At 38.9% G+C, this 24174-nt stretch carries 20 protein-coding genes; 7 read left to right on the top strand and 13 right to left on the bottom strand.

Features of this window, described 5'->3' with window-relative positions:
• Nucleotides 1-148: 148 nt before the first annotated feature.
• The 3 genes from I6F53_RS15415 to pmbA all read right to left on the bottom strand — a co-directional run bounded on the left by I6F53_RS15415 (nucleotide 149) and on the right by pmbA (nucleotide 4383).
• Nucleotides 149-2224, bottom strand: a complete 2076-nt coding sequence (locus tag I6F53_RS15415) for a M13 family metallopeptidase (RefSeq protein WP_166419908.1) — start codon at nucleotides 2222-2224, stop codon at nucleotides 149-151.
• 253 nt (nucleotides 2225-2477) lie between these two features.
• Nucleotides 2478-2957, bottom strand: coding sequence for a DUF721 domain-containing protein (locus I6F53_RS15410; RefSeq protein ID WP_166419907.1), 480 nt, complete (start codon nucleotides 2955-2957; stop codon nucleotides 2478-2480).
• A gap of 76 nt (nucleotides 2958-3033) precedes the next feature.
• Nucleotides 3034-4383 (bottom strand): metalloprotease PmbA, encoded by a 1350-nt coding sequence (pmbA, locus tag I6F53_RS15405; RefSeq protein ID WP_007582066.1) that lies wholly within the window; start codon nucleotides 4381-4383, stop codon nucleotides 3034-3036.
• 144 nt (nucleotides 4384-4527) lie between these two features.
• Between pmbA and yjgA the strand changes: the two genes are divergently transcribed.
• Both yjgA and hemN read left to right on the top strand, forming a co-directional pair.
• On the top strand, nucleotides 4528-5061 hold the full coding sequence (gene yjgA / locus I6F53_RS15400; RefSeq protein ID WP_166419906.1) for a ribosome biogenesis factor YjgA: 534 nt from the start codon (nucleotides 4528-4530) through the stop codon (nucleotides 5059-5061).
• A gap of 124 nt (nucleotides 5062-5185) precedes the next feature.
• Complete coding sequence (gene hemN / locus I6F53_RS15395; RefSeq protein ID WP_166419905.1) at nucleotides 5186-6559, top strand: oxygen-independent coproporphyrinogen III oxidase; 1374 nt, start codon at nucleotides 5186-5188, stop codon at nucleotides 6557-6559.
• Between the two features lie 68 nt (nucleotides 6560-6627).
• Here the strand turns inward: hemN and I6F53_RS15390 are convergent, their stop codons facing one another.
• The 3 genes from I6F53_RS15390 to I6F53_RS15380 form a co-directional block, all read right to left on the bottom strand.
• Nucleotides 6628-7143: a DUF2489 domain-containing protein gene (locus I6F53_RS15390; protein WP_166419904.1), complete on the bottom strand. Its 516-nt coding sequence runs from the start codon at nucleotides 7141-7143 to the stop codon at nucleotides 6628-6630.
• A gap of 12 nt (nucleotides 7144-7155) precedes the next feature.
• Nucleotides 7156-7746 carry a Der GTPase-activating protein YihI gene (gene yihI, locus I6F53_RS15385; RefSeq protein ID WP_197240151.1) on the bottom strand — a complete coding sequence of 197 codons (591 nt, stop codon included), beginning with the start codon at nucleotides 7744-7746 and terminating at the stop codon, nucleotides 7156-7158.
• 750 nt (nucleotides 7747-8496) lie between these two features.
• Nucleotides 8497-9129, bottom strand: a complete 633-nt coding sequence (locus tag I6F53_RS15380) for a c-type cytochrome (protein WP_024600405.1) — start codon at nucleotides 9127-9129, stop codon at nucleotides 8497-8499.
• A 281-nt stretch (nucleotides 9130-9410) separates the two neighbouring features.
• Here I6F53_RS15380 and yihA point away from each other — a divergent pair, with 281 nt between their 5' ends.
• Nucleotides 9411-10079 (top strand): ribosome biogenesis GTP-binding protein YihA/YsxC, encoded by a 669-nt coding sequence (yihA, locus tag I6F53_RS15375; protein WP_008165591.1) that lies wholly within the window; start codon nucleotides 9411-9413, stop codon nucleotides 10077-10079.
• A gap of 10 nt (nucleotides 10080-10089) precedes the next feature.
• Here the strand turns inward: yihA and I6F53_RS15370 are convergent, their stop codons facing one another.
• The 3 genes from I6F53_RS15370 to polA form a co-directional block, all read right to left on the bottom strand.
• Complete coding sequence (locus I6F53_RS15370) at nucleotides 10090-10608, bottom strand: DUF1285 domain-containing protein (RefSeq protein WP_166419902.1); 519 nt, start codon at nucleotides 10606-10608, stop codon at nucleotides 10090-10092.
• Nucleotides 10605-11192 (bottom strand): YceI family protein, encoded by a 588-nt coding sequence (locus I6F53_RS15365; RefSeq protein ID WP_166419901.1) that lies wholly within the window; start codon nucleotides 11190-11192, stop codon nucleotides 10605-10607. Before I6F53_RS15365 ends, I6F53_RS15370 begins: the two co-directional genes overlap by 4 nt.
• A gap of 486 nt (nucleotides 11193-11678) precedes the next feature.
• Entirely contained in the window at nucleotides 11679-14414 is a 2736-nt protein-coding gene (gene polA / locus I6F53_RS15360; RefSeq protein WP_197181301.1) for a DNA polymerase I, read from the bottom strand.
• 524 nt (nucleotides 14415-14938) lie between these two features.
• On the opposite strand from polA, the gene elbB reads away from it, so the two are divergent.
• From elbB to I6F53_RS15345, 3 genes are all read left to right on the top strand, one after another.
• Nucleotides 14939-15586 carry an isoprenoid biosynthesis glyoxalase ElbB gene (gene elbB / locus I6F53_RS15355; protein WP_166419899.1) on the top strand — a complete coding sequence of 216 codons (648 nt, stop codon included), beginning with the start codon at nucleotides 14939-14941 and terminating at the stop codon, nucleotides 15584-15586.
• Between the two features lie 233 nt (nucleotides 15587-15819).
• On the top strand, nucleotides 15820-16215 hold the full coding sequence (locus tag I6F53_RS15350; protein ID WP_149593319.1) for a c-type cytochrome: 396 nt from the start codon (nucleotides 15820-15822) through the stop codon (nucleotides 16213-16215).
• Between the two features lie 164 nt (nucleotides 16216-16379).
• Entirely contained in the window at nucleotides 16380-18944 is a 2565-nt protein-coding gene (locus tag I6F53_RS15345; protein ID WP_197240150.1) for a sensor domain-containing diguanylate cyclase, read from the top strand.
• A 15-nt stretch (nucleotides 18945-18959) separates the two neighbouring features.
• On the opposite strand, the gene rep is transcribed toward I6F53_RS15345, so the two are convergent.
• On the bottom strand, nucleotides 18960-20978 hold the full coding sequence (rep, locus tag I6F53_RS15340; RefSeq protein WP_197119293.1) for a DNA helicase Rep: 2019 nt from the start codon (nucleotides 20976-20978) through the stop codon (nucleotides 18960-18962).
• 162 nt (nucleotides 20979-21140) lie between these two features.
• Between rep and ubiK the strand changes: the two genes are divergently transcribed.
• Entirely contained in the window at nucleotides 21141-21404 is a 264-nt protein-coding gene (gene ubiK / locus I6F53_RS15335) for a ubiquinone biosynthesis accessory factor UbiK (RefSeq protein WP_138682595.1), read from the top strand.
• A gap of 226 nt (nucleotides 21405-21630) precedes the next feature.
• Here the strand turns inward: ubiK and I6F53_RS15330 are convergent, their stop codons facing one another.
• Genes I6F53_RS15330 through I6F53_RS15320 form a run of 3 tightly spaced genes read right to left on the bottom strand, consistent with a single transcriptional unit; the run spans nucleotide 21631 to nucleotide 24148 of the window.
• Nucleotides 21631-22275, bottom strand: coding sequence for an NAD(P)H-binding protein (locus I6F53_RS15330; protein ID WP_197240144.1), 645 nt, complete (start codon nucleotides 22273-22275; stop codon nucleotides 21631-21633).
• A gap of 4 nt (nucleotides 22276-22279) precedes the next feature.
• On the bottom strand, nucleotides 22280-22942 hold the full coding sequence (can, locus tag I6F53_RS15325) for a carbonate dehydratase (protein WP_007582103.1): 663 nt from the start codon (nucleotides 22940-22942) through the stop codon (nucleotides 22280-22282).
• A 30-nt stretch (nucleotides 22943-22972) separates the two neighbouring features.
• Nucleotides 22973-24148, bottom strand: a complete 1176-nt coding sequence (locus tag I6F53_RS15320) for a methyltransferase (RefSeq protein ID WP_197240143.1) — start codon at nucleotides 24146-24148, stop codon at nucleotides 22973-22975.
• Nucleotides 24149-24174: the final 26 nt, after the last annotated feature.

The raw sequence follows: 24174 nt of genomic DNA, 5'->3' as shown, positions 1-24174 counted from the left end.
TCTCCCTTTGATTATTGTAACTACTTTAATCATGGCACATAGATGCCGTATAGGGAGGAGACCATTACATCAGGTTACTAACAAATTCAAGATACAAAAAAACCAGTAAGCTAAAAAATTACTGGTTTTTGTTATTTATAAAATGTAATTACCAGATTTTTACACGGTCTTCTGGTTTGATATACATTTTGTCGCCTTCTTTTACGTCAAACGCTTCGTAAAATTCAGGCATATTCGACAAGATACCGATTACACGGTAGTGGCTTGGTGAATGAGGGTCTGTTAATAAACGATTACGTAACTCTTCATCGCGATAGTTACGACGCCAAATTTGTGACCAACCCATAAAGAAGCGTTGATCGCCTGTGTAACCATCAATCACTGGTGATTTTTTATCACCTAAAGACAGCATATATGCTTTATGCGCAACGGTTAAGCCACCTAAGTCACCAATGTTTTCGCCAAGCGTTAGCTCGCCATTAACACTTGCATCTTCAAAAGGTTTATATTCGTTATACTGTGCAACTAAAGCCGCTGTACGCTCTTCAAATTGCTTAAGGTCAGTCTCACTCCACCAGTTACGTAAGTTACCGTCACCGTCGTATTTAGCGCCTTGGTCGTCAAAACCATGACCAAGCTCATGCCCAATTACTGCGCCAATTGCACCGTAGTTTACTGCATCATCCGCTTCTAAATTAAAGAATGGCGGTTGTAAAATTGCGGCTGGAAATACAATTTCATTGTTTACTGGGTTGTAATACGCATTTACTGTTTGCGGAGTCATGTGCCACTCAGAACGATCAACTGGTTTGCCCAATTTTGCGATCATGTCTGCGTATGCCCATTCGCTATAACGGATGTAATTACCTACTAACTCATCTGAGCTAATCTCTAGCTCAGAGTAGTCTTTCCACGTATCTGGGTAACCAATTTTAGGTGTGAATTTGTCTAGTTTTTCTTTCGCTGCAAGCTTTGTTTCAGGGCTCATCCACTCAAGGTTTTCAATAGCAACACCGTAACCTTTAATTACGTTATCAACCAACTCTTCCATGCGTGCTTTAGCTTCTGGCGGGAAGTTATCTTTAACGTATACCTTACCTAAAATTTCACCAAGTACACTGTTAGATGCATCAACCGCTTGCTTCCAAAGAGGTGCTTGTTCTTCTACGCCACGAAGTGTTGTGCTGTAAAAGTCAAAATTAAGATTAACTAAATCTTCGCTAAGTAGCTCTGCATAACCACTTACAAAATGGAATTTTAAGTAGTTTTTCCACGTTGCTAAATCAGTGTCTTTGTAAATAGTAGCAAGCGCTTCTAAATAGCTAGGTTGGCGTACAATAATGTCACTTGCACTCACACCAGCATCTTTAAAGAATGCAGCTAAATCAAGGTCACCCATCAACTTGCTTGCATCTGCTACTGTCATCTTGTTATAAGACTTAGTTGCATCACGGCTTTGCACGCGGCTCCACTGTGCATCAGCTAGTGTTTTTTCAAATGCAAGTACGCTCTTAGCAGCTTCTGCTGCATTTTTAACGCCTGACTTTGCTAAAACATCAGTAATATATTGCTCGTAAGAAGCTCGAATTTTAGTGAATTTTTCGTCATCTTTTAAGTAATAATCACGATCTGGTAAACCAAGGCCAGACTGAGATAAGTACAGTGCATACTCGCTTGAGTTTTTAGCATCATTATTTACAAACCAACCAAACGGTAAAGTACCGCCTTGTTTTTGAATTTTAGCCATTAAACCCACTAAATCAGCTTTAGATTTAACGCTATCAATTGTATCTAATGACGGTTGTAATGGCGTAATACCTAGCTCATTACGAGCAGCTTGATTCATGTAGCTTTTATAAAATGCACCGATTTTGTACTCATCGCTGCCTTTTGCAGCGGCTTTGTTAGCGGCTGCACTTTCAAGGGCTATTTTCATCGCTTTTTGCGACTCATCATATAACTGCGAGAAAGAACCGTAGTTAGATTTATCACCCGGTATTTCAGTTTTTGCTAGCCACTCACCGTTTACATGGTAGTAAAAATCGTCTTGTGCACGTACTGAACTATCCATATTGGCTAATTCAATACCAAGCTCTAGTGGTTTTTCAGCAGGTGCTGTTACTACTGGAGCGTCGGTTACTTTAGCTTCTTGTTGTTTTTCACCACAACCTACTAAACCAAGTGCAAGCGCAATGCTCGCAGCGGCCATTGTTACTTTATTCATAATGATTCCGTTTGTTAGTTAGAACTTAATACCAACTCCATTAAATTCTTGAATATAGCAGGAATAAAAATAGCACTGCCTACACGCTTTTACTTAATGGAATGGGTATCAAAGAGCTTCAATCAATATAAAGCCTACGCAGTATCATAAACCTCATTAGGCCAACAATAAAATGGAATATGTAACAAAGTATTTTGAATGCGGTGAGCTGCAAAAATAGCCCTACCAATGACAAAATGGTGGGTAGTTAAGGCTAACTTTTATTTTTTCCGTGAAGCGCTAAACGCTCTAGTTTTTCTTTTAAAGAAGGAGGGGCCGAAGATGCTATCGCGTTTAAGTAATCAGCTGTTTGCTCACTCATTTTACGAGAGTTGGTAACTGCAGGACTGCCCGACTTATTCGCAGTACTTAATCGTTGAGTTGCTTGCGGATTTGCTGTGATTTTTATTTGCCCGAGCTCTGCCATTCCGGCAGCTCTAAAATGTGAAAGCATATCCATTTTTAAATAATTAAGCCTAAGCGCGATAGGTGCAGACACCGCCTCTATCATTAGCGTACCGTCTCGGTAATTACTTACTCGGCATTTATCGCCTAACTTAGGACCTAAAAAATCTTTAAGTAGTGTTTGCTGTGTATCAAGTGCTTGGCTTTTGCCTGCATAAGCCGATAAACGATTATTTAACCCCGCCATAATATCGGTTAGCGGTTTTGGTGCATATCTATCTTTTGCCATTTTACACCTCGTAAATTTAAATAAAGCATACTTAAGCCAAGCGCTTTAATGCTTGGCTTAAAAAGTCGCTTTTATATTAAGCGCCGGCTATTTGCATTTGCTCTATTAATACTGAGCCGGTTTGAATACCACCACGGCGCTCTATGTCACCACCAATAGCAGATATGCCTTTAAACATATCTTTTAAATTACCAGCAATGGTAATTTCGCTTACAGGATATTGAATTTCACCATTTTCGACCCAAAAACCAGCAGCGCCACGAGAGTAATCACCCGTTACTGTATTTACACCCTGCCCCATTAGCTCGGTCACTAACAAGCCAGTGCCCATCGTTTTTAATAGCGCTGTTAAATCGTTATGAGTTTGCTCAACTAACCAGTTATGTATACCGCCGGCATGCCCTGTAGGGGTCATATTCATTTTACGCGCAGCATAACTTGCTAATAAATACGTTTGTAGCTCGCCGCCTTGAATAATTTCTCTATCGAATGTTTTAACACCTTCGCTATCAAACGGTGATGATGCCAACCCTTTTAAAATATGTGGGCGCTCGGCAATATTCACACAATTACTAAATACTTGTGTGCCTAAGCTATCAAGTAAAAAACTTGATTTACGATAAAGTGCGCCACCACCAATTGCCGATACTAAGTGCCCAAATAATGAATTTGCAATATCGGCTCTAAAAATAACAGGTACTTTCATTGTGCCTAGCTTTTGACTATTTAATTTAGCGAGCGTTTCAGCTGCGGCTTCAAGCCCAACTGCCGCTGCGTCATTTAAACCCGCTTGGTCGCGCGCAACAGTATAAGCAGAGTCGCGTTGCATCTGCTCGCCATCTTGACCTATTACCATTGTACTAATGCTATGACGAGTACGCGGAAAGCCCGTTATCAAACCATGGCTGTTACCATAAACACGTAGCCCCTGATGCGATGAAAAGCTTGCGCCATCTGAGTTAACAATACGCTCATCAGCATTTAGTGCAGCTTGCTCAGCAGCATGACAAAGCTCAATGCCTTCCTCAGGACTTACATCCCAAGGATGATATAAATCTAAATCTTTAGGATTAAATTCCAGTAATTCTTTATCAGCAACGCCGTTAAATGGATCATCCGATGTAAATTTGGCTATATCAATCGCTTTTTCTACTACCATGCGCAATGTTTTTGGATTTAAATCAGCGGTTGATGCCGAACCTTTATTATTACCAACGTATACACTAATGCCTAAGCCGCCGTCTTGGTTAAACTCAATGGTTTCTACTTCACCCATTCGTGTACTAACCGATAACCCAGACGTGCTAGACATAGCCGCTTCTGCAGCTGTAGCGCCTAATTTTTTAGCATGTTCGAGTACTTCTGCTACCGCATCTTTAACTTGCGATATTTGAGAATAAATTGGATCGTTTTGTTGGCTTTTCATAAATTAAGTCCTGAGCCTTAGAGGCATAATGCACGCATTTCTTATATTTAAATGCTAACACACTCAATGCATCACATCAGCTAATATTCCTAAGTATCATATTCATGTATAATGGCAAAAGTTATTTTTATTTAAGAGCACCCCATGGCAAAGAAAAAAGGCAAGCCTGCTGAAATTGAAGAAGAAATTGAATATGTATCAAGAACAGAGCTTAAGCGCGAAGCGCAAGAGTTTCATCAGTTAGGTACTGAAATTGCCAAAATGGGTAAAAAACAGCGCGAACGCCTGCCATTAAATGACGATTTAAAAGCCGCAATGGTGGTTGCTGATAAAATAAGTAATAAAAGTGACGCGTACCGCCGTCACTTAAACTACATCGCTAAAACGTTGCGTACTGTAGAAAACATTGACGCTATTAGAGCGATTATCGATGTAATGCTTAATAAAAATAACCAAGCTGAAGTATTGGTCAAAAAAATTGAGCAACTACGTTCAGACCTAATTGAACAAGGCGATGACCTTATCAATGAGACCATTGAGCAGTTCCCGTCTCTTGATCGTCAGCAAATGCGTCAATTGGTTCGTAATGCGGCAAAAGAAGCGAAAGCTGAAAAGCCGGGTAAAGGTTATAAAGAGTTATTTCAATATCTCAAAGATGCCCATACCATTACGTATTAATTAGACCGCATTAATTGATATTTTATTAAAAAAGGTGCTTCGGCACCTTTTTTGTTATAGATCAAACCGCCTTACTGCGTACTTTTTTATAATCACCCCCTAAATAAATACTTAGGTGCGCGTGATGATTAAACTTCCACAATGGGATCAAACCCTAATAAACAAATATAATGTGTCTGGCCCGCGTTATACCTCGTATCCCACAGCTCTATCACTGCGTGATGGATATCAACAACAAGACCTATTAAGCGCTGTAGAATCATCAACGAGTCGCTCACTTTCGTTATATATTCATATTCCGTTTTGTAGCCAACTTTGCTACTACTGTGGTTGCAATAAAATAATTACCCGCCATCAATCTAAAGCAGATACGTATCTCGACTTTTTAGCAAAAGAAATTACTGCCCAAGCACACTTATTTAAAAGCTACACGGTTGAGCAATTACATTTAGGTGGAGGTACTCCCACTTTTTTAACCGCAAAACAAATGACTCGTCTAATTAAGCTTTTAGAGCAGCACTTTAATTTTACAAGCACCACAGAGCGCGGCATTGAAATAGACCCACGTTCACTTGCCGATAATATGCTTGTTGATTTAAGAATGCTTGGTTTTAACCGTGTCTCGTTTGGGATTCAAGACTTTAACGACGACGTACAACTTGCTGTTAATCGCCCTCAAAATGCAGATACGGTTAAGCAATTAATTACACAAGCTCGCGATCTGGGATTTCAATCTATTAATGCAGATATGATTTACGGTCTGCCTCTACAAACGCCAGAGAGCTTTAAGCAAACTATAGAGCAACTTATTGAGTTAAGCCCTGATCGTGTATCAGTGTTTAACTATGCGCATTTACCAGAGCGCTTTGCCGCACAACGTAAAATTAAAGATGCCGATTTACCCAGTGCGCATAATAAGCTCACCATGTTTAAAAATACGCTGGAGCAGATGACGCAAGCAGGCTATCAATTTATTGGTATGGACCACTTTGCAAAAACCGATAACGAACTAGCTGTTGCCCAAAATGAAGGTAAGCTACATCGTAATTTCCAGGGTTATACAACCCATGGTAATTGTGATTTATTAGGTTTGGGAGTTTCATCAATTTCGCAAATTGGCACCGCCATTTTACAAAATCAAAAAGAGTTAAAACATTATTATCATAACGTAGAAACACAAAGCGGCTGTGCTCTTAATAAAGGTATGCACTTAACACATGATGATGTTATTCGTGCTGATGCAATTAAACAGCTCATTTGCCAATTTGAGTTAGATATACAAGACTTTAGCGAAAAGCATGCGCTTATATTTAATGACTACTTTGAGGATGCGTTATTAGCGCTTGTACCACTTATTAAAGATGAGTTAGTAACTATTACTAATAATAAAATTAGTGTAACACCGCGAGGCAACTTATTTATCCGCATTATATGTATGTGCTTTGACGCTCATTTACAAAAACAAATAAATGCGACGCGTTTTTCACGAGTGATTTAGCTAAAATTTGTTCGGCATAAAAAAAGCAGACCAAGGTCTGCTTTTTCTTAGTACTCGAAAAATTAAAGCTAGTTAAAAACTACTTTATCGCTGCCAGGGGCTGCTTTAAATTCGATGATAATTTTAGCGCAATCGGCTTTAACTTCATCTTTAAGTGTTTCTTCAGCTTGCCAGCGAGCTGTATCAAGCTTAAAAATCTCTTTTTTAGCGTATTTTTTTCGTGCATCGTGTGTCGGCATTTCTTTAACTACCTGGTACATTTTATAAATGCCAGGATATTGCGTCGTTAAATCACGCTCACTCTCAAAGCCATATTGAGACATAAGTACCCAAATACGTAAACAGCCTTCAGAAAACTCACACTGCTCTTCATTCATTGCACGCGCAATTAAATGAATACTATCGGCTAGTTTAGCATTTCGCTTTAAACGCGACTTTTCAAGCTTTTGCTTTTGTTCAGCCTGCGTTTTAGCAATTAACTTTTTTTGCGCATTTAACTTATACAGCAACTGACCCGCATAAAATGCCAAACCAACTATTATAGCAGCACCTAAAAGTAAGGCTAAAATTACCGCAGTACTCATTATTGGCCCTTACTATTTGTCGTCTTCATCTAGCCATTCGTTAGCTAAATCGTCAGATAAGTATTGATCGAAATCAGAGCTGCCCTTGCTTTCAATATCATCTTCAAACTCGTCTTCATCTTCATCTTCATCTTCAATACCAAGAATTTCACATAACGCCTGATGGCGAGCAATTCGGCTATTAAAGTACTTCGCATCTTTACCTGTTAGCATTTCACCTTCTTCATGACGCTCTACTAATTTAAGTAGACGTTCGTCATTTTCAAGCGCTTCTAGCTCTTGTTCAGGTGTAAACTGTGGCTCAATTACTTTTTTAAGCTCAATAGTTGGCTTTAAGTTGCGTTTCATTTCAACTTTAGGTTCTGGCGCAGTTGCAATCAATGGCACTGGCTTTTTACTGCCCACACGCTTATCTTTAGGCGCGTGACCAGCATTATGGCTTTCGCTATCTAGTAAATCTGGCGCGTTACGAGAACCCGGCTTAGCGCCTTTGGTTTTTTTAACTCGCTGCTCTTTTAATGCGCGCATTTCTTTAAGCTTATCTTGGCTTAAACGAACAGGTCCATTTGCTGGGCTTTTGCGTGACTTTTTAGTTCTACTCATATCTTGATCATCTCACTTAAGAGGTTTTGAGCGAAGCGCAAATTAATGGGCATCGCAGTGCTGGCCTAGCCAGAAGAATTCAGTTTGCGCTATAGAGGTTGGGTTTCCCATTTAAAAGCGCCTTAGCTAATTAATCGCTAATTTTAAACGGTGGGTATTGTAACAGGACAAATAAAAAGGCGGTAGAGAAAACATCTCTACCGCCTGCTAATCTGAGCGCCATTATCTGGACACTTCTCCCTTCGACTTTTTTTAGTCTTTATTATTTTTATTATTATCAGTCCGTATTGTTATTATTTTTACGTTCCTTGTTACATTCCATTTTGTTTTTATTATTAAACTTCCATGAGTTTTTTATTATTTTCGGTCATCCTGACACTTTTTTATTATTTCCTTTAGTAGCACCAATCTTGTGCTATGTAGTCATGCCGCGCTACTTTCCTTATAGCTGTTTCCGTTTTGTTATTGTTTTTGCGACAGGGGTTAATTTACTCGTTAATAATTTTGTTACAACTGATTTATATAACTTTTATTATAATTATTACATTGGAAAAACACATAAACAATAAATTACAATAACTTAGCTTATAATTTAAAAATAAAAGAAGACTTTTCTCACAGCGGAGCATAGTCAATGTCTTACATACAAAAGGGTGATATCGTTAATTACAGGCACAAAAAAAGCAGCCTAAGCTGCTTTTTGTAACACATTGTAGTGTATTTATTATCAACTGCTAAATAAATACGACTTTAGTGTAGACCACCTAAGTACTGAGAAAGTACTTCAATGTCTTTATCTGTTAATTTCTTTGCAATGTCGCCCATCATGCCATTTAAGTCATTGTGGCGAGTGCCATCACGGAACTTTTCAAGTTGAGACTTGATGTATCCAGGATGCTGAAAAGAAATCTTTGGAAATTTAGCCAGTGACGAGCCATTACCACGTGGGCCATGACATGCTGCACATGATGGAATTCCACGCTCTGCGTCGCCTGCTTTAAAAAGCATTTCGCCTACTTCAACAACATCTTTAGGTGTAGCACCTTCAGACATGTTCATTGAAGAAAAATAAGCAGCTAGATCTTTCATGTCTTGCTCGCTTAGTGGCATAGCCATAGCGCTCATTACTGGATCCATACGCCCTTCTTTGCCGCCTGACGTCATACCTAATTTTAAATCCTGAAGTTGCTTAAGGATATAATCTGGATGTTGACCTGCAATTTTAGGGTAAATATTAACCGGCGCATTACCGTCTGGGCCGTGACAAGCCGCACACGTTGCTGATTTTTCTTTACCTGCGTTTACATCGCCATCAAATGCTGTTGCGTTGCTTGCTGACAACGCACCAAGCAATATTGTTAAAGATAGTGCTATTTTTTTCATGGTGAATTCTCTGTTTCCGACCCTGTATCATCTACAATCGTGATGCTGTAATACATATATTCTACACGATAATAAATTCTCTGGCACGTTTTCTACACATATTAAGCTTATAATTTACAGGGTTTTGACTTAGATTAAGCTTTAACATGTTTTAAATGTACCATAGGTGCTGTTTTTAGGTGGTTAAATACGCTTTTTAATACATCCTTTATAGTATAAAATACGCGCCCTGAGTGAATTTGGTTTACTCAACGTTATTTTTTTAAGTTTTAGGAGAGCCTGTGCTCAAATCTCGTATCAAATATAATACTGCGTCTTTCGTAACAAGCGCTCCCGACATTACTAAATTACCTGCTGATACGGGAATTGAAGTTGCGTTTGCCGGTCGCTCCAACGCAGGTAAGTCGAGTGCATTAAATGCATTAACCGATCAAAAACTAGCACGCACAAGTAAAACACCTGGACGTACTCAGCTAATTAATACATTTGATTTAGCTGATGTTGACGATATGCGCCTTATCGATTTACCAGGCTATGGTTTTGCTAAAGTGCCAATCGAAATGAAAAAGAAATGGCAGAAGTCGCTAGGAGAATATCTGCAAAAGCGTCAAAGCTTAAAAGGTATTGTTATTTTAATGGATATTCGTCATCCGTTAAAAGATTTAGACCGCGATTTAATTAATTGGGCTATTGGTAGTGAAATTCCAGTATTAGCACTATTAACTAAGGCCGACAAATTAAAGCAAGGTCCTCGTAAATCACAAGTGCTGCAAGTTCGTCGTGAATTAAGCACGCTTGATGGTGATATTACAGTTCATGCGTTTTCATCATTAAAAGGCACGGGCTTACCAGAAGTTGCTAAAAAGCTAGATGAATGGTTTTTAGGGCCAGTTATTGCTGTACCACCTACTGATGAAGTAGTCACAGACGAAACTAACCCAGAAGCTTAAGCTTCTGGTGTTACGATAAATAAAACTGCTTTCCTGCAGATTTAATAAAATAGCCGAGCTTATCAGACTCGGCTTTTTCAGCCCACTGATAAAACACACTTCGCGCAACACGCGCACTACAGCCATAAGGTAACTTTAAATAAGGTACTTTTGACCCTTTATAGTCTTTTATAACTAAAGGCTGCTGGGCGCTCACCAACCACTGTCTAGCTAAATTATCAATACAACACAACACCTGCCCTTGCGCTGTATTTTCAAAACGCCAATCAACAATAATAAACGGCGCATCATCAACCGTTATTGTTATTTTTTCGACAGGTGTTTTTAAATAAAATTGCTCACCTTCTTTACATAGAACAGAAGCAAACAGCTTCACCATGGCTGGGCGTGTTATTTCGCTGCCATCGTAAAACCATTTACCGTCATGATTGATGACAATCGGCAGTTCCCCACAATGGTTAGGCTGCCAACTATCAAAAGGTTTGCTTGGCTCGCTTAATTGCTTGCTAAGCTCACTTAAAGAAATCACTGCTTTTTAAGTGTAATTGCAAACGTAACAGGCACCGCTGTTGCGATTGAAGGTAGGCCTGCTAATTTTTGCAGCTGTTTAACACCTTCCGTTACACCAAAATCAGCACTATTAATAATAATAGGTGTAAATGATGACACAGTTAAATCGCCACTTTGTGTGCTATTAACAAGTACATCAATAGCCAGTGGTTTTTTATTACCATGAAAATCAAGCTCAGCTTTAATGCCTTTCAATACATATTGACCAGGCTTTTTAATATTATTCAGCTCTTTAGCTAAATTGGCAGTTAAAACAGCATTGGGGAATTTAGCCGCTTCAAACAACAATGCCGTTAAACGCTCATTTCGAATAGGAATTAGGGTTTCAGCTGATGTTAAATCAACATTAACGCTAAACTCGCCTTTATCAGAAAGCATACCTTCAAGATTGGTAAAGTGGTGAGCTTCGGCAACAGAGTCCTTTTTTATAGAGACAAAGCTTAATTGGCTTTTATCATTCACTAACTGCCAATTAGCCTGGGCAACATTAGAGATAACTAAACTTGATAAAGAAAAACCTGCAATAGCTAATGCTTTAAACATAACGCACTCCTTAGTGATAAATTGAAAAATAATAAAAATGAAAAATAATAGCGCTTTGATGGTATCACCTGCAATGTACCCAAACCACCACAAAGTGACGAATGAATAGCACAACAAAAAGCATCAATATAGTAGAATTTTCAAAGATAGAATAAAAAACGGCCCACCAAACAAGTTGGTAGGCCGGTATAGCAAACTGGGGAGAAGCTATCAATTTGTTGCACCCTTTCAGATGCATCATCAACAGGATGTCCTACAGGATAGGACAGGCGGGACTTTAACAAAAGCACGCATTAAAATACAATCATATTCCTGTAAAACAGCTCGAATTGACGAACATATAACTATTTAATACAAATAGTTGCTTAAATTAACCTTATTTTAACTAAAGCTTGCATGTAGCAAATTAAATAGCTGTTATTCGCCATTTTTATTAAACATAAAAAAAGCGCCAAAAGGCGCTTTAATTAAAATGCTCAAATTGCATTAATGGGCTTGTTCCCAGTTATCGCCTTCATCGGCTTCAACTATAAGTGGTACATCAAGCGCTGCAGCTTGCGACATCAGCTCACAAATATGTTTTGTGTATTGTTCTGCGCAGTCTGTTTTAATTTCAAATACTAATTCATCGTGTACTTGCATAAGTAACTTAATCGTATTTGGTGCTTGTTCGTGTACCCAACGATTGACGCTCAGCATTGCCTTTTTAATAATATCAGCGGCAGTACCTTGCATTGGCGCGTTAATAGCAGCACGTTCGGCTCCTTTTCTGCGCGCACCATTACGTGCGTTTATTTCTGGTAAATGCAAACGACGTCCAAAAATAGTTTCAACGTAGCCATTTTCAGCCGCTTTTTCGCGTGTTGTTTCCATGTACTCTAGTACACCTGGAAAACGCTCAAAATATTTATCTATATAATGCTGCGCTTCATGGCGTGGCACATCTAGTTGACGTGCTAAACCAAATGCCGACATACCGTAAATTAAGCCAAAGTTTACTGCTTTCGCTTTACGGCGCATGTCGGTGGTTACATCATCAAGCTCTACACCAAATACTTCAGCAGCAGTTGCACTATGCACATCTAAGCCGTTAGCAAAGGCATTTAATAGGCCTTTATCTTGTGAAAGATGCGCCATAATACGCAGCTCAATTTGGCTATAATCGGCAGCGACAATTTTATAACCATCTGCAGCTATAAAGGCTTCACGAATACGACGCCCTTCTTCTGAGCGAATAGGAATATTTTGTAAATTAGGATCGGTTGAGCTTAAGCGCCCTGTTGCTGTAATTGCCTGATGGTAAGAGGTATGCACGCGCTGTGTTTTCTCGTTCACCATTAATGGTAACTTATCGGTATACGTTGATTTAAGCTTTGATAAACCACGGTGCTCTATAATTACTTTAGGTAGCGGATAATCATGCGCAAGTTCTTGCAGTACTTCTTCTGCGGTAGAAGGTGCACCTTTTGGCGTTTTTTTGATAATTGGCAGCCCAAGCTTTTCAAACAACAATACTTGTAGTTGCTTCGGAGAACTTAAATTAAATGGTTCGCCTGCTATTTCAAACGCTTCTTTTTCAAGCTCAATTAAACGCTCACCTAAGCGTTGGCTATGCGCTGCAAGCATATTGCTATCTATTGCAACACCAGTGCGTTCAATATCAGAAATAACACTAACAAGTGGCATTTCTATATCTAAAAATACCGATTTTAGTTTTTCATCCGCTGCTATTTTTGGCCAAAGTACTTCGTGTAAACGCAACGTAATATCGGCATCTTCTGCGGCGTAAGGCGCTGCTTTCTCAAGTTCAATTTGGTTAAAGGTAAGTTGCTTTTTACCTTTGCCAGCAATATCTTCAAAGCTAATATTTTTATGACCTAGATACTTAAGTGCTAGCGAGTCCATATCGTGACGCGTGCCCACACTATTAAATACGTACGACTCAAGCATGGTGTCAAACTTAATACCATTTAACGCAAAGCCTGCATTCGCTAATACGCTTTTATCATATTTAAGGTTTTGCCCTACTTTAGCTTTGTTTTCATCTGCCAAAATTGGACCCAGCTTTTGCATTACAAATTCAAGGCTTAATTGATCAGGCGCACCGGGGTAATCATGCGCTATCGGTAAATACGCAGCTTCACCCGTTTTGACAGCAAAGCTCATACCCACTAATTGCGCTTTCATGTAATCAAGGCTGGTTGTTTCTGTATCAAATGCAAATAGATCAGCACTGTTTAATTGATTGATCAGCGTATCAAATTGCGCCTCAGTTAAAATAGTTTCGTAATGAGCGTCTTCTACTTTTGGTAATTCTGTCGCTTCGGTAGGTACCGCTAGGTGTGTTTCTGCATCTTTAGGATTATCAAGTAACTCAGCTAACCAACGACGGAATTCGCACTCACCATATAATGCAATTAATTCGTCTTTGTTAGGTTCTTGAAGTTTGAATGTATCAAGATCAGATTCGACTTCAACATCACACTTAATTGTCGCAAGTTCGTAGCTCAAAGGCAGATGATCAAGAGCAATTGCTAACTTTTCACCTATTTTACCTTTAATCTCACTGGCATGATCCATTACACCTTGAAGCGAGCCATACTTTTCTAACCATTTAACCGCAGTTTTAGGGCCACAGCCTTCAACACCCGGGATGTTATCAACCTTGTCGCCCATAAGCGCAAGGTAATCAATAATAAGCTCTGGGCCTACACCAAACTTTTCAACCACAGTAAGGGGATCTGAAATACTGTCGGTCATCGTGTTTATTAGCGTAACGTGTTCATTAACAAGCTGCGCCATGTCTTTATCGCCGGTAGAGACGAGTACATGTCGCTTTTGCTCTGACGCTATACGTGCAAATGTACCAATAACATCATCAGCTTCAACGCCTTCAATACTAATTAGCGGAAAGCCCATCGCTTTGATAATACTGTGAATTGGTGCTATTTGAGTGCGCAAGTCATCCGGCATTGGCGGACGATTTGCCTTATATTCGCTATACATATCGTTACGGAACGTTTTGCCTTTAGCATCAAATATAACCACCATATGTGAGGGATCGTATTGTCTGATCAAGCTTTTAAGCATGTTGATCACGCCATAAATAGCGCCCGTAGCCTCACCTTTAGAATTAGTTAAATGCGGCGGAGAATGATAAGCACGAAATAAATATGACGAGCCATCAACTAAAATAAGTGGGTTTTCGGGGATCTGAGCCATGGTGAATTTGGATCCTAAATACAAAAAATTAAGGTAATTATAAGCATGCCATAAGGTAGTTAATAAAACGACAGTGAATTACTGCTTATCGTGTTATTAAAACTAGAGCAAGCTGTGGGTAAGTGTGTAGATAACAGCCACGAGCTATTCTTCCAAAGCATTTTAAAATGCCTAGAAAATACTTTAACTGTATGTTTTAATTTAAAAAAGATAATACGAGGTTCTTTTTTTATTATTTTAAACCAATGTGGAAAAAGGTTTTCTAACGACTGCTTGTGTTGTTATTCACTTTGATTATTCGCGTCCATTTAAATAACCGGAGGAGTATTCTAGCACAATGGATCGAAGATCATAGCGATCCTTTATAATTTTTTTATAGGCAAAGTGATCGCAAATGGCATAAACCGCAATACGACTTGCACAGCGAATGATTCTTGTACAGTAAATTTATTTTCGCGAGAAATTTTGAGCATGTTAAACTTCATACGATAGACTTATAAAAAAGACTTTAGGGGCACAAAAGCATGAAAAACGTAGCGGTAATATTAGCAGGTTGTGGCGTATACGATGGTAGTGAAATAAATGAAGTAATTTTAACTTTATTACACATAGCCAAAAATGACGCGACTTATCAGTGTTTTGCACCGAATATTGAACAACTTCATACCATTAACCATTTAACAGGCGAAGTAATGCCTGATAAACGCAATGTATTAACCGAAGCGGCTCGTATTGCACGAGGTGACATTAAATCCTTAATTGAACTAGACGTAACTCAGTTTGACGCATTAATTGTACCTGGCGGTTTTGGTGCGGCAAAAAACTTATGCGACTTTGCAATTAAAGGCGCACAAGCAAATATTAATGAAGATGTACTCAATGCTTGTAAGTCATTCGCAAAAGCAAATAAGCCTGCTGGTTATATGTGTATTGCACCCGCTTTGATCCCGTTTATTTATGATAACGCCGTACTTACTATTGGCAACGATGCAGATACAGCACAAGCACTTAACGCATTAGGCGCTAAACATATAAACTGCGCAGTAAATGATATAGTTATTGATGAAGCAAATAAGCTCGTTACCACACCAGCTTACATGTTGGCAGAATCGATTCTTGATGCGGATGCGGGGATCGCAAAGCTCGTTAGTAGCGTATTATCAATACACTGATTATAGTTTTAAGCTCCAAAAAGTTAATTATCTAACTGATTGCGCTTATTAAATTACTTAACAAAAGTCAGTAAATAATTAATTTTTATTGCGTTAACGCAAAAAGTAGTCAGTTTTATTAATAAAAACGCCTCTTAGCATTTTATAAATTGGCTCAGAGAGTTATAATCGGTTTAATTTCCGTCATCTTTAATCGTGATTGATCACGTTCAAATCGAAGTGAGCAAGGCAAAATGAAAAAATTAACAGCTGCAGCATTATTAATGCTAGCAACCACCGCATACGCACAGCCATATGATAACTCTATGACTGAAGATGCAATTAAAGCACGTCTCGCGCCGGTTGGTGCTGTATATCTTGAAGGCGATAAAGCTGCTGTTGCAGCGGCGCCTACAGGCCCTCGTTCTGGTGAGCAAGTGTATCAAGGTGCGTGTTTTGCATGTCACGGTACTGGTGCACTAGGCGCGCCTAAATCGGCTGACGATTGGGCTCCACGCATTGCAAAAGGTAAAGACACTTTACTTGAGCATGCACTAAATGGCTTTAATGCCATGCCTCCAAAAGGCACATGTATGGATTGTTCTGACGATGAAATTAGCGCTGCTATCGATTTCATGACATCTAAATAAATACAATTGAAATACACAAAAAAGGTTTACTTCGGTAAGCCTTTTTTAATGCATAGAATAGTGTTTATAGCCGCTATTTTAGTAGGAATATCAACTTGACGATAAGCACTAAAAGTGAAATTATAAGGCTAATAACTATACAATAAAAATAGCCGGTTAGATCATTGGAAGATAAACACCCCGTATCGAGTAAATTAGCGTATCAAAATAAACGTCTTAAAACGCTACTCGAAAAATACAAACAATCACATCATTTGCAAAATGCCCTGATCCAATTATCAGAGCAAGCTAGTACTGTTGCCGAGCTAACCCTATTATATCCTGCCATCCACGATATTTTACAAAAGTATGTACCGAGTAAAAGCTTTTACGTGGTGCTATTAAATCAACATAGTCAATCGTTAGAGCTTTCTTACTTTTCAGATGAGAAAGACGGTATTGCTGTTGCTCTTAATCAATCAAATAGCTTTGATGAAGGCGCCACTGGTTATGTATTTAAGCAAGGTAAAACAACATGCTTTACCAAAAAACAAATGCAAGACGCTGCAGCAGAAGGCTTATTTAAAGCATTAGGCACTCCAGCAGAGCATTGGGTAGGTGTACCAGTTTACCAAGAACATAACATTATTGGTGTATTAGCAGCGCAAAGTTACGATACAAAACAAGGCTATAGCTCACAACAAATACAATTACTTGAGTTTATGTCGCTTTACTTAGCGACTGCAATAGAGCGTGTAAAAAAACGAGAGCTCCTTGAGTCAGAAGTTAAAATTCGTACCCGAGCACTCACTCAAAGTAACGACGCGTTAAATCTTGAAATAGAGCAGCGTAAACGTGCGCTTCAACGCCAGCAGATTCTGTTTAAAATATCTGAAATAGCAACGCAAGCTAAAAACCTTGAAGATGCTTACTTTAAGATACATCAAATAATAAAAACAATTACCTACGCAGAAAACTTATATATTGCACTTTATGATAAAGAATCTGGTTGGATTAGCTTCCCCTATTGCGTTGATGAATTTAAAGAAAACACACAACCCAGGCGCTTTGCTAAAGGCTATAGTGAGCTGGTAATAAGTACAGAAGAAACACAGCTTATACACCCGTATAGAGCAAAAGAATTGATAGAAAATGGTGTAGTACAGCGCTCCGCTCCTGTGCCTAAAGAGCAAATGGCCACTAGTTGGCTAGGCGCTCCACTTAAAACAGCTCAAGGTGTTATCGGCCTTCTTGTTTGCCAAGCTTACGATAACAAACATATTTTTAGCCAAGATGATTGCGAATTAATGACCTTTGTATCGCATCAAATTGCAGCTGTATTACAAACCAAACTCGCTAATCAAGCGATTGCAAAAAGCCATCAAGAACTTGAATTTAGAGTAAACGAAAAAACCAAAGAGTTGCGTCAAACTAATCTGCATTTACAAATGCAAATAGATGAGCGTAAAAAAATAGAGCAGCAGCTTTATCATGATGCACATCATGACTCTCTTACTAGCTTACCTAATCGCAGCCTATTTTTAACTCAGCTTGAAAAAACGCTACAACATTATCAGCGCTTTCCTGAACATCACTTTGCTGTTTTGTTTATCGATTTAGATAAGTTTAAAGATATTAACGACCAGCTTGGCCATCATGCTGGCGATCAGTTTTTGATTAACGTGAGTGAATTATTTGCCCAGTGTATACGCGAGCATGATTTACTTGCACGCCTAGGTGGCGATGAGTTTGTAATTTTATTAACGCATTTAACTGAGCCTCAACAAGCAGAAGATGTTGCTAATCGAATTATCGATTTAATGGAAAAGCCTTTTTGCCTTAAAGGGGAATATTTACAAAGTGGTGCAAGTATAGGGATAACCTATTCAAAGAAAAGCTATATGCATACGGATGAAATTATTCGTGATGCTGATGCCGCAATGTATCACGCTAAAAATTCAGGAAAAAATCGCTACGAGCTATTTCATCCGCTACTAACACAATCAATACCTGCGCAGGCACTAAAAGCACAACATCACCTTGATATACTCCCTATGAGTTTTAGAAGCTCAGAAATAATTACGCTTGATGAGCAACATCATTCTGAATCTTTATTTGAAGCATTTGGTGAGCACCCAATACTTGGCTTTACTAGCTTTGATATTTTGAAAAAGTTTGCATCAGATAAAGAGCAGCACCTGCAAGTGGAGTTACAACTATTACAACGCGCTTATGCACAAGCAATTACTGCAAATGTAACTATGGCGCTGGTTCCTTGCTCTGGTTTGCTACTCAAAGAGCATGAATTTGTTTTATTTACAGATACGCTAAATAAACAACAAGGACAAAGCCAGCTCTGTTTATTATTTGATGAACAAGAAATTCGCCATGCAAGTGCAACACAAATAGAAAACCTCAAAAAGCTACCGCAACTAGGCTATTCAATTGGTTTAAATAATTTTGCTAAAGACAGATGCGAGCTGAATTTACTAACCGATATTAACTTTGATTATCTGCTACTTAGCTCGACCTTTAGTAAACGTATTTTACAACAAGAAAGTTACGATTTTCAGCTACAAGGTGTACTAGCCATTACAAAACTTAAAGCAATGAAAGTCATTGCTAAAGGCCCATCAATACTTAATTTTAGGGCTTTGTTAGACAAGCATGGCTTGGCTTTTTTTGTGGGGAAACAACACGCTTTAGTGTGCGCTGAGCTACCTGAAATACAAGCAACTCAGTCTTTATAAAATTAGCCTGAGGTATTACTCAGGCTTTTTAAACATTGCGCGAAGATTCGCGACTCTTGCTTGGCCTTTTTCCATTCGCTCTGCTTGCGTATTTGGCGCTTTTTTGTTTTCAATCGCTAAATCGTCCTGCGGTAACTCTTGTACAAATCGGCTTAACTCAGTTTGTGAGGTCTCACCAAATTGACGACGTATTTTTGCATAAGTAAGTGTTAACTCCTGCTGTGCACGAGTAATTCCAACGTAAGCTAAACGGCGTTCTTCATCTACGTTATCTTCATCAATACTTACCTGATGCGGAAGTAAGCCCTCCTCCATACCCACCATAAATACGTATGGGTACTCTAAGCCCTTTGATGCATGCAGTGTTGATAAGTGCACCGCATCGGTTTCATCCTCTTCTTCGTTACGCTCAAGCATATCGCGAAGGGTTAGCTTGCTAACAACCTCGGCTAATGTCATTGGTTCGTTGTCGGCATCACCGGTCAACATATCGGTGATCCAGCGATACAATTCAGAAACGTTTTTCATACGCATTTCAGCGGCTTTAGCACTCGGTGACGACTCGTACAAATATGCCTCGTAATTAATATTACGCACTAAGTCTTTAACAGCTTCAAGCGTATCACCGCGTACTGCGTTATCAGATAGCTCAACAACCCAGCGTGCAAACCCAGCAAGCGCATTAAAGCCACGCCCTTTTAGTCTGTAGCCTAAATCGTTATCAAAACAGGTGGCAAACAAGCTCGCGTGCTTTTCATTAGCCAGCGTACCCAGCTTTTCAAGTGTAACCGTGCCTATTTCGCGGCGCGGTGTATTTACAATACGTAAAAATGCATTGTCATCGTCTTGATTAACTAACAAGCGCAAATACGCCATAATATCTTTAATTTCTGAGCGAGCAAAAAATGACATACCGCCACTAATTTTATAGGGGATACGGTTACTCATTAGTGATTTTTCAAAGCCACGAGCTTGGTGATTACCACGATATAAAATAGCGTAGTCTTTATAGCTAGTTCGCTTCATAAACTTATGGGAAATTATCTCGGCAACTACGCGCTCAGATTCATGTTCTTCGTCGCGGCACCCTATTACTTTAATTGGCTCACCGTAACCAAGCTCACTGAATAGCTTTTTCTCAATATCATGCGGGTTATTTGCTATCAAAATATTAGCGGCTTTTAGTATTCGCCCTGCACTTCGATAGTTCTGCTCAAGCTTTATTAGCCTAAGCCCTGGGTAGTCTTTACCTAACAACACTAAGTTTTGTGGGCGAGCACCACGCCAAGAATAAATTGATTGATCGTCATCACCTACCACGGTAAAACGGGCACGCTCACCAACAAGTAATTTAACAAGTTGATATTGGCTCGTATTGGTATCTTGATACTCATCCACCAGCAAATATTTAAAGCGCTGCTGCCAGCGCTCACGCGACGTTGCGTTATTAGTAAGTAGCAAAGTAGGGATCATAATTAAATCATCAAAATCCAATGCGTTATAAGCGCGCAGCTGATTTTGATAACGAGCATAAAGCTGTGCAAACAACGCCTTTTGCGCATCGCGGGCTTCTCGTATTGCTTGCTCTGGCAGTACTAATTCGTTTTTCCAACTACCAATTTCCATTTTAAGTAGTTTGAGTAAGTCTTTGTCTTTTTTTAGTTCATCTTCGGTCAGCTCACTAAGAAGCTGATTGGTATCTTGATCATCAAATAACGAAAAGCCGGGTTTAAATCCTAATGTGCTTAACTCTTTTTTTATTATTTCTAAACCGAGTGTATGAAACGTTGATACCCATAACCCTTTAGCGTCTTGTTTACCAAGTGTTTGCAGTACTCGTTCACGCATTTCTTTAGCGGCTTTATTGGTGAAGGTAACGGCAGCTATATTTCGCGCTTTGTACTCACATTTTTTTACCAAATAAGCGATTTTATTAGTAATAACACGGGTTTTACCAGAGCCTGCGCCAGCGAGTACTAAGCATGGACCACTAATATATTTTACGGCTTCATCTTGTTTAGGATTGAGTTTCATAACGACCAAAGAAATTTAAAAGACGCGTAATTTTAACGTAACCATTACAGCGAGCATAGCAATTGCCTTAATTAATTAAGGTAAAGATGATCATGTGTTAAATACCATAGGTATAAGGTAATATTAGTTATTATTATTTTAGGCCGCATCGAAGGGACAAATATGATCAACCCAGCAAAACTTGAAGAAATTGCTAAGCAAATTACTAGCAATATGCCACAAGGTGTAAAAAACCTAGCAGACACACTCGAAGGTAAAACAAAGCAAGTTTTACAAAACAAGCTTGCTGAGATGGACTTTGTGAGCCGTGAAGAATTTGATGTGCAAAGCCAAGTACTTATTCGTACTCGCGAAAAACTAACCGAACTTGAAGCTAAAGTTGCCTTGCTTGAGCAACAACTCAGCGCTAAAACTGACGCTGAATAATTATACCAATTGCATTAAATTAGTGTTCTATTATAGCGATAAGAAAATAGCTCAATAACAAGGCTAAAATTATGGTACATAGTTGTTCTATATAAATAATTTTTAACGTAGTTAGTGAGTTATTTAATACGCTAGAATGATTATTTTTTTAATAAAATTGGTATTAATTTAGTGTACAAAAAAGGCAGCTTAAGCTGCCTTTTTACTATGTAATTTTGAGCTGGATTTATTCAAATAACTCATCTAGTACATAATAAGATAACTTAGCCTGTTGCTCTGCGCTCACACTCAGCATTTTTTGTGCAACTTGCTCGCCAGTTATTGGTTTGTAACGCTTTAAAAACGCAAATCGTGTAATAACTGGAAAAATAATACTGCCTATCTTTTCTGCCACTCTAAATTGCTCACGATCACCTAATAATAAAGACGGTTGTAAAATACTTATTTTACCAAAAGGGAGTGCTTTAATATGTTGCTCAAGCTCACCCTTCATTTTTAAATAAGCACTATTACTGTGCGTGTTCGCCCCGCTTGATGACACTAAGCAGTAATGCGTAACACCATTACATGCCGCTAACTGCGCTGCTATAAACTGATAATCAAAATCTACTTTACGCTGAGCTTGTGTAGAGCCCGCGCGTTTACGGGTTGTGCCCAAACACGAAAACAATACGTCGCCTTTAAAAAGCTCAACGTATTGAGTTAATTTTTCAAAATCAATAACGTGATTAACTAACTTTGCGTGTGTAATAGACAAAGCCCGACGACTTAACGTAACCACTTTGGTATAACGATCGCTATTAAGTAGCTTATGTAGCAACTCATTACCGACCAAACCTGTAGCACCTATTAATATCGCCGTTTTAGTCATAAATTTATTTATTCTCGCCCACTTTATTAAGTACGTGCTGCACTGCTTTTTTGTAGCTTTGCGTTTCTTCACTCGCGCACGTTACTACAGATTCTAAATCATGAAGGTGGCCGTTTTCTAAACCATAAACCCAACCATGAACGCTTAGCTCTTGGCCGCGTTCCCACGCATCTTGCACAATGTTAGTACGGCATACATTACGTACTTGCTCAATGACATTTAGCTCAATAAGGCGGCTTAAACGTTCGCTTTCTGGCATTGCATCAAGTTGTTCAAGATGCTTTTCTTTTACATCACCTACATGGCGTAGCCAGTTATCAATAAAGCCAAATTTTGCATTGTTTAAAACGGCTTGTACGCCACCACAACCATAGTGACCAACTACCATGATATGTTTTACTTTTAAAACCTCTACAGCGTACTGCATAACCGACAAACAGTTATGGTCAGTGTGTACAACCACGTTGGCAACGTTACGATGCACAAATAATTCGCCTGGTAATAAATCAACTATTTGATTAGCAGGTACACGAGAGTCTGAACAACCAATCCATAAATACTCTGGATTTTGTTGCATAGATAAAATTTTAAAAAACTCAGGATCAGCTTCACTTGTGCGAGCAGCCCAACGTTTATTGTTATCGAATAAATTTTTTAACTTTCTCATTGCATCTCTTATTAAGTCGAGGACGGAAATTTAATGGATATTAGCGAGAATCAATATATTACGAGGCGTTAACTGCTTTTCACAAAATGTTTTAACGCTTACTTGATAGCCTTGCTGTTGCAAATATAAAGCACGATCGAGCACAAGCCAAACTTCAATTGCTCTTCTGAACACATGTCGAACCAGTTCAACTCGGTCAGTTATTTCTTTTCGAGCAACACCAACATCTAAATATTTATTATAATCAGTATCTTGGGGTAGGTTTATTGCCTTTTTGTCTGCAGCCCATACACAAAATGATTTAAACGAATCTGAGAATATAGCTTTGTTAACCGAAGGTACGCTTACATAATATTGCTCGCCAGTAATCGATTTTCTAAGTGCATCAAAACCGAGTCGCCATTCAAGTTCTGTTTTACGTACTTTTTCCAGACGAGAAGGCGCTGTAACGGTTTCTTGCAAGGCGAGCTTTAGATCGCGATGCGTTAGGTTAAGCTCACTTTGGTTTGCAACCTCACTCATTGCAAGGTACTCATTAGCCGTAAATAAGTGATAGCAACAAGGTGAAAAGCTAATTTGTTGTACTTTTGCCAAACTTGCTTGGCGCATAAATGCTTGGTGCAAACCGCCACATGCGTGGAGCGCTAAAGCATGCATATCAGCATTAAAAAATTGAGTGATATCGTCTTTTAATACATCTGCTTGGCTAAAGTGCATTGCCAAGCCTTGTTGCTGTGCACTTTTTTGACCTTGTTCACATAAGCTTAGTTGCAGTTCAATACTATGCACATCACTTGCGCCATTAAAAGCAAGCATTCGCCCTAAGTGTCCTTTACCCGCACACCACTCTAAAACTGGTTGCTTAGTATTAGGTAGTGCAGATACAAAATCTTGTAACTGATCAAACTTACGACCTTTAATGCCGTTACTTATCCAAAATGGATAATCAGCTCGAGAGTGTGCAGAGCTAGGTAATTCACATAGCTTAGCAAGTTCATCAAGTTGGTTTATGTGTTGGCTAAAAAATTGGTATAGCTGATTTTGATCGTTATCAAGAACGGTTACCTGATCATCAGTTAGTTCGTTAAGTATGCCTTGCAGCTCTGGCCAAGGAATAGTGTCAAAATCAAATGCAGTGCACTGCCAATACTGACGATGGCGCATTAAAAGTGAATCAAGTGCAAAAAATTGCTCGGCTAAAGTCATAACTGCTTAAAGTATAAAAAAGACAA

The organism is Pseudoalteromonas sp. SWN29 (genome assembly GCF_015864465.1).
GTDB lineage: Bacteria > Pseudomonadota > Gammaproteobacteria > Enterobacterales > Alteromonadaceae > Pseudoalteromonas.
Note: the sequence above shows the minus strand (reverse complement) of the source record. Positions and strands in the feature narration are given on the sequence as shown.

What these genes read in the sequence shown, in the direction of transcription:
- I6F53_RS15415 (WP_166419908.1), bottom strand. Translation starts at nt 2,224, where the DNA reads ATGAATAAAGTAACAATGGCCGCTGCGAGCATTGCGCTTGCACTTGGT.
- I6F53_RS15410 (WP_166419907.1), bottom strand. Translation starts at nt 2,957, where the DNA reads ATGGCAAAAGATAGATATGCACCAAAACCGCTAACCGATATTATGGCG.
- pmbA (WP_007582066.1), bottom strand. Translation starts at nt 4,383, where the DNA reads ATGAAAAGCCAACAAAACGATCCAATTTATTCTCAAATATCGCAAGTT.
- yjgA (WP_166419906.1), top strand. Translation starts at nt 4,528, where the DNA reads ATGGCAAAGAAAAAAGGCAAGCCTGCTGAAATTGAAGAAGAAATTGAA.
- hemN (WP_166419905.1), top strand. Translation starts at nt 5,186, where the DNA reads ATGATTAAACTTCCACAATGGGATCAAACCCTAATAAACAAATATAAT.
- I6F53_RS15390 (WP_166419904.1), bottom strand. Translation starts at nt 7,143, where the DNA reads ATGAGTACTGCGGTAATTTTAGCCTTACTTTTAGGTGCTGCTATAATA.
- yihI (WP_197240151.1), bottom strand. Translation starts at nt 7,746, where the DNA reads ATGAGTAGAACTAAAAAGTCACGCAAAAGCCCAGCAAATGGACCTGTT.
- I6F53_RS15380 (WP_024600405.1), bottom strand. Translation starts at nt 9,129, where the DNA reads ATGAAAAAAATAGCACTATCTTTAACAATATTGCTTGGTGCGTTGTCA.
- I6F53_RS15365 (WP_166419901.1), bottom strand. Translation starts at nt 11,192, where the DNA reads ATGTTTAAAGCATTAGCTATTGCAGGTTTTTCTTTATCAAGTTTAGTT.
- polA (WP_197181301.1), bottom strand. Translation starts at nt 14,414, where the DNA reads ATGGCTCAGATCCCCGAAAACCCACTTATTTTAGTTGATGGCTCGTCA.
- elbB (WP_166419899.1), top strand. Translation starts at nt 14,939, where the DNA reads ATGAAAAACGTAGCGGTAATATTAGCAGGTTGTGGCGTATACGATGGT.
- I6F53_RS15350 (WP_149593319.1), top strand. Translation starts at nt 15,820, where the DNA reads ATGAAAAAATTAACAGCTGCAGCATTATTAATGCTAGCAACCACCGCA.
- rep (WP_197119293.1), bottom strand. Translation starts at nt 20,978, where the DNA reads ATGAAACTCAATCCTAAACAAGATGAAGCCGTAAAATATATTAGTGGT.
- ubiK (WP_138682595.1), top strand. Translation starts at nt 21,141, where the DNA reads ATGATCAACCCAGCAAAACTTGAAGAAATTGCTAAGCAAATTACTAGC.
- I6F53_RS15330 (WP_197240144.1), bottom strand. Translation starts at nt 22,275, where the DNA reads ATGACTAAAACGGCGATATTAATAGGTGCTACAGGTTTGGTCGGTAAT.
- can (WP_007582103.1), bottom strand. Translation starts at nt 22,942, where the DNA reads ATGAGAAAGTTAAAAAATTTATTCGATAACAATAAACGTTGGGCTGCT.
- I6F53_RS15320 (WP_197240143.1), bottom strand. Translation starts at nt 24,148, where the DNA reads ATGACTTTAGCCGAGCAATTTTTTGCACTTGATTCACTTTTAATGCGC.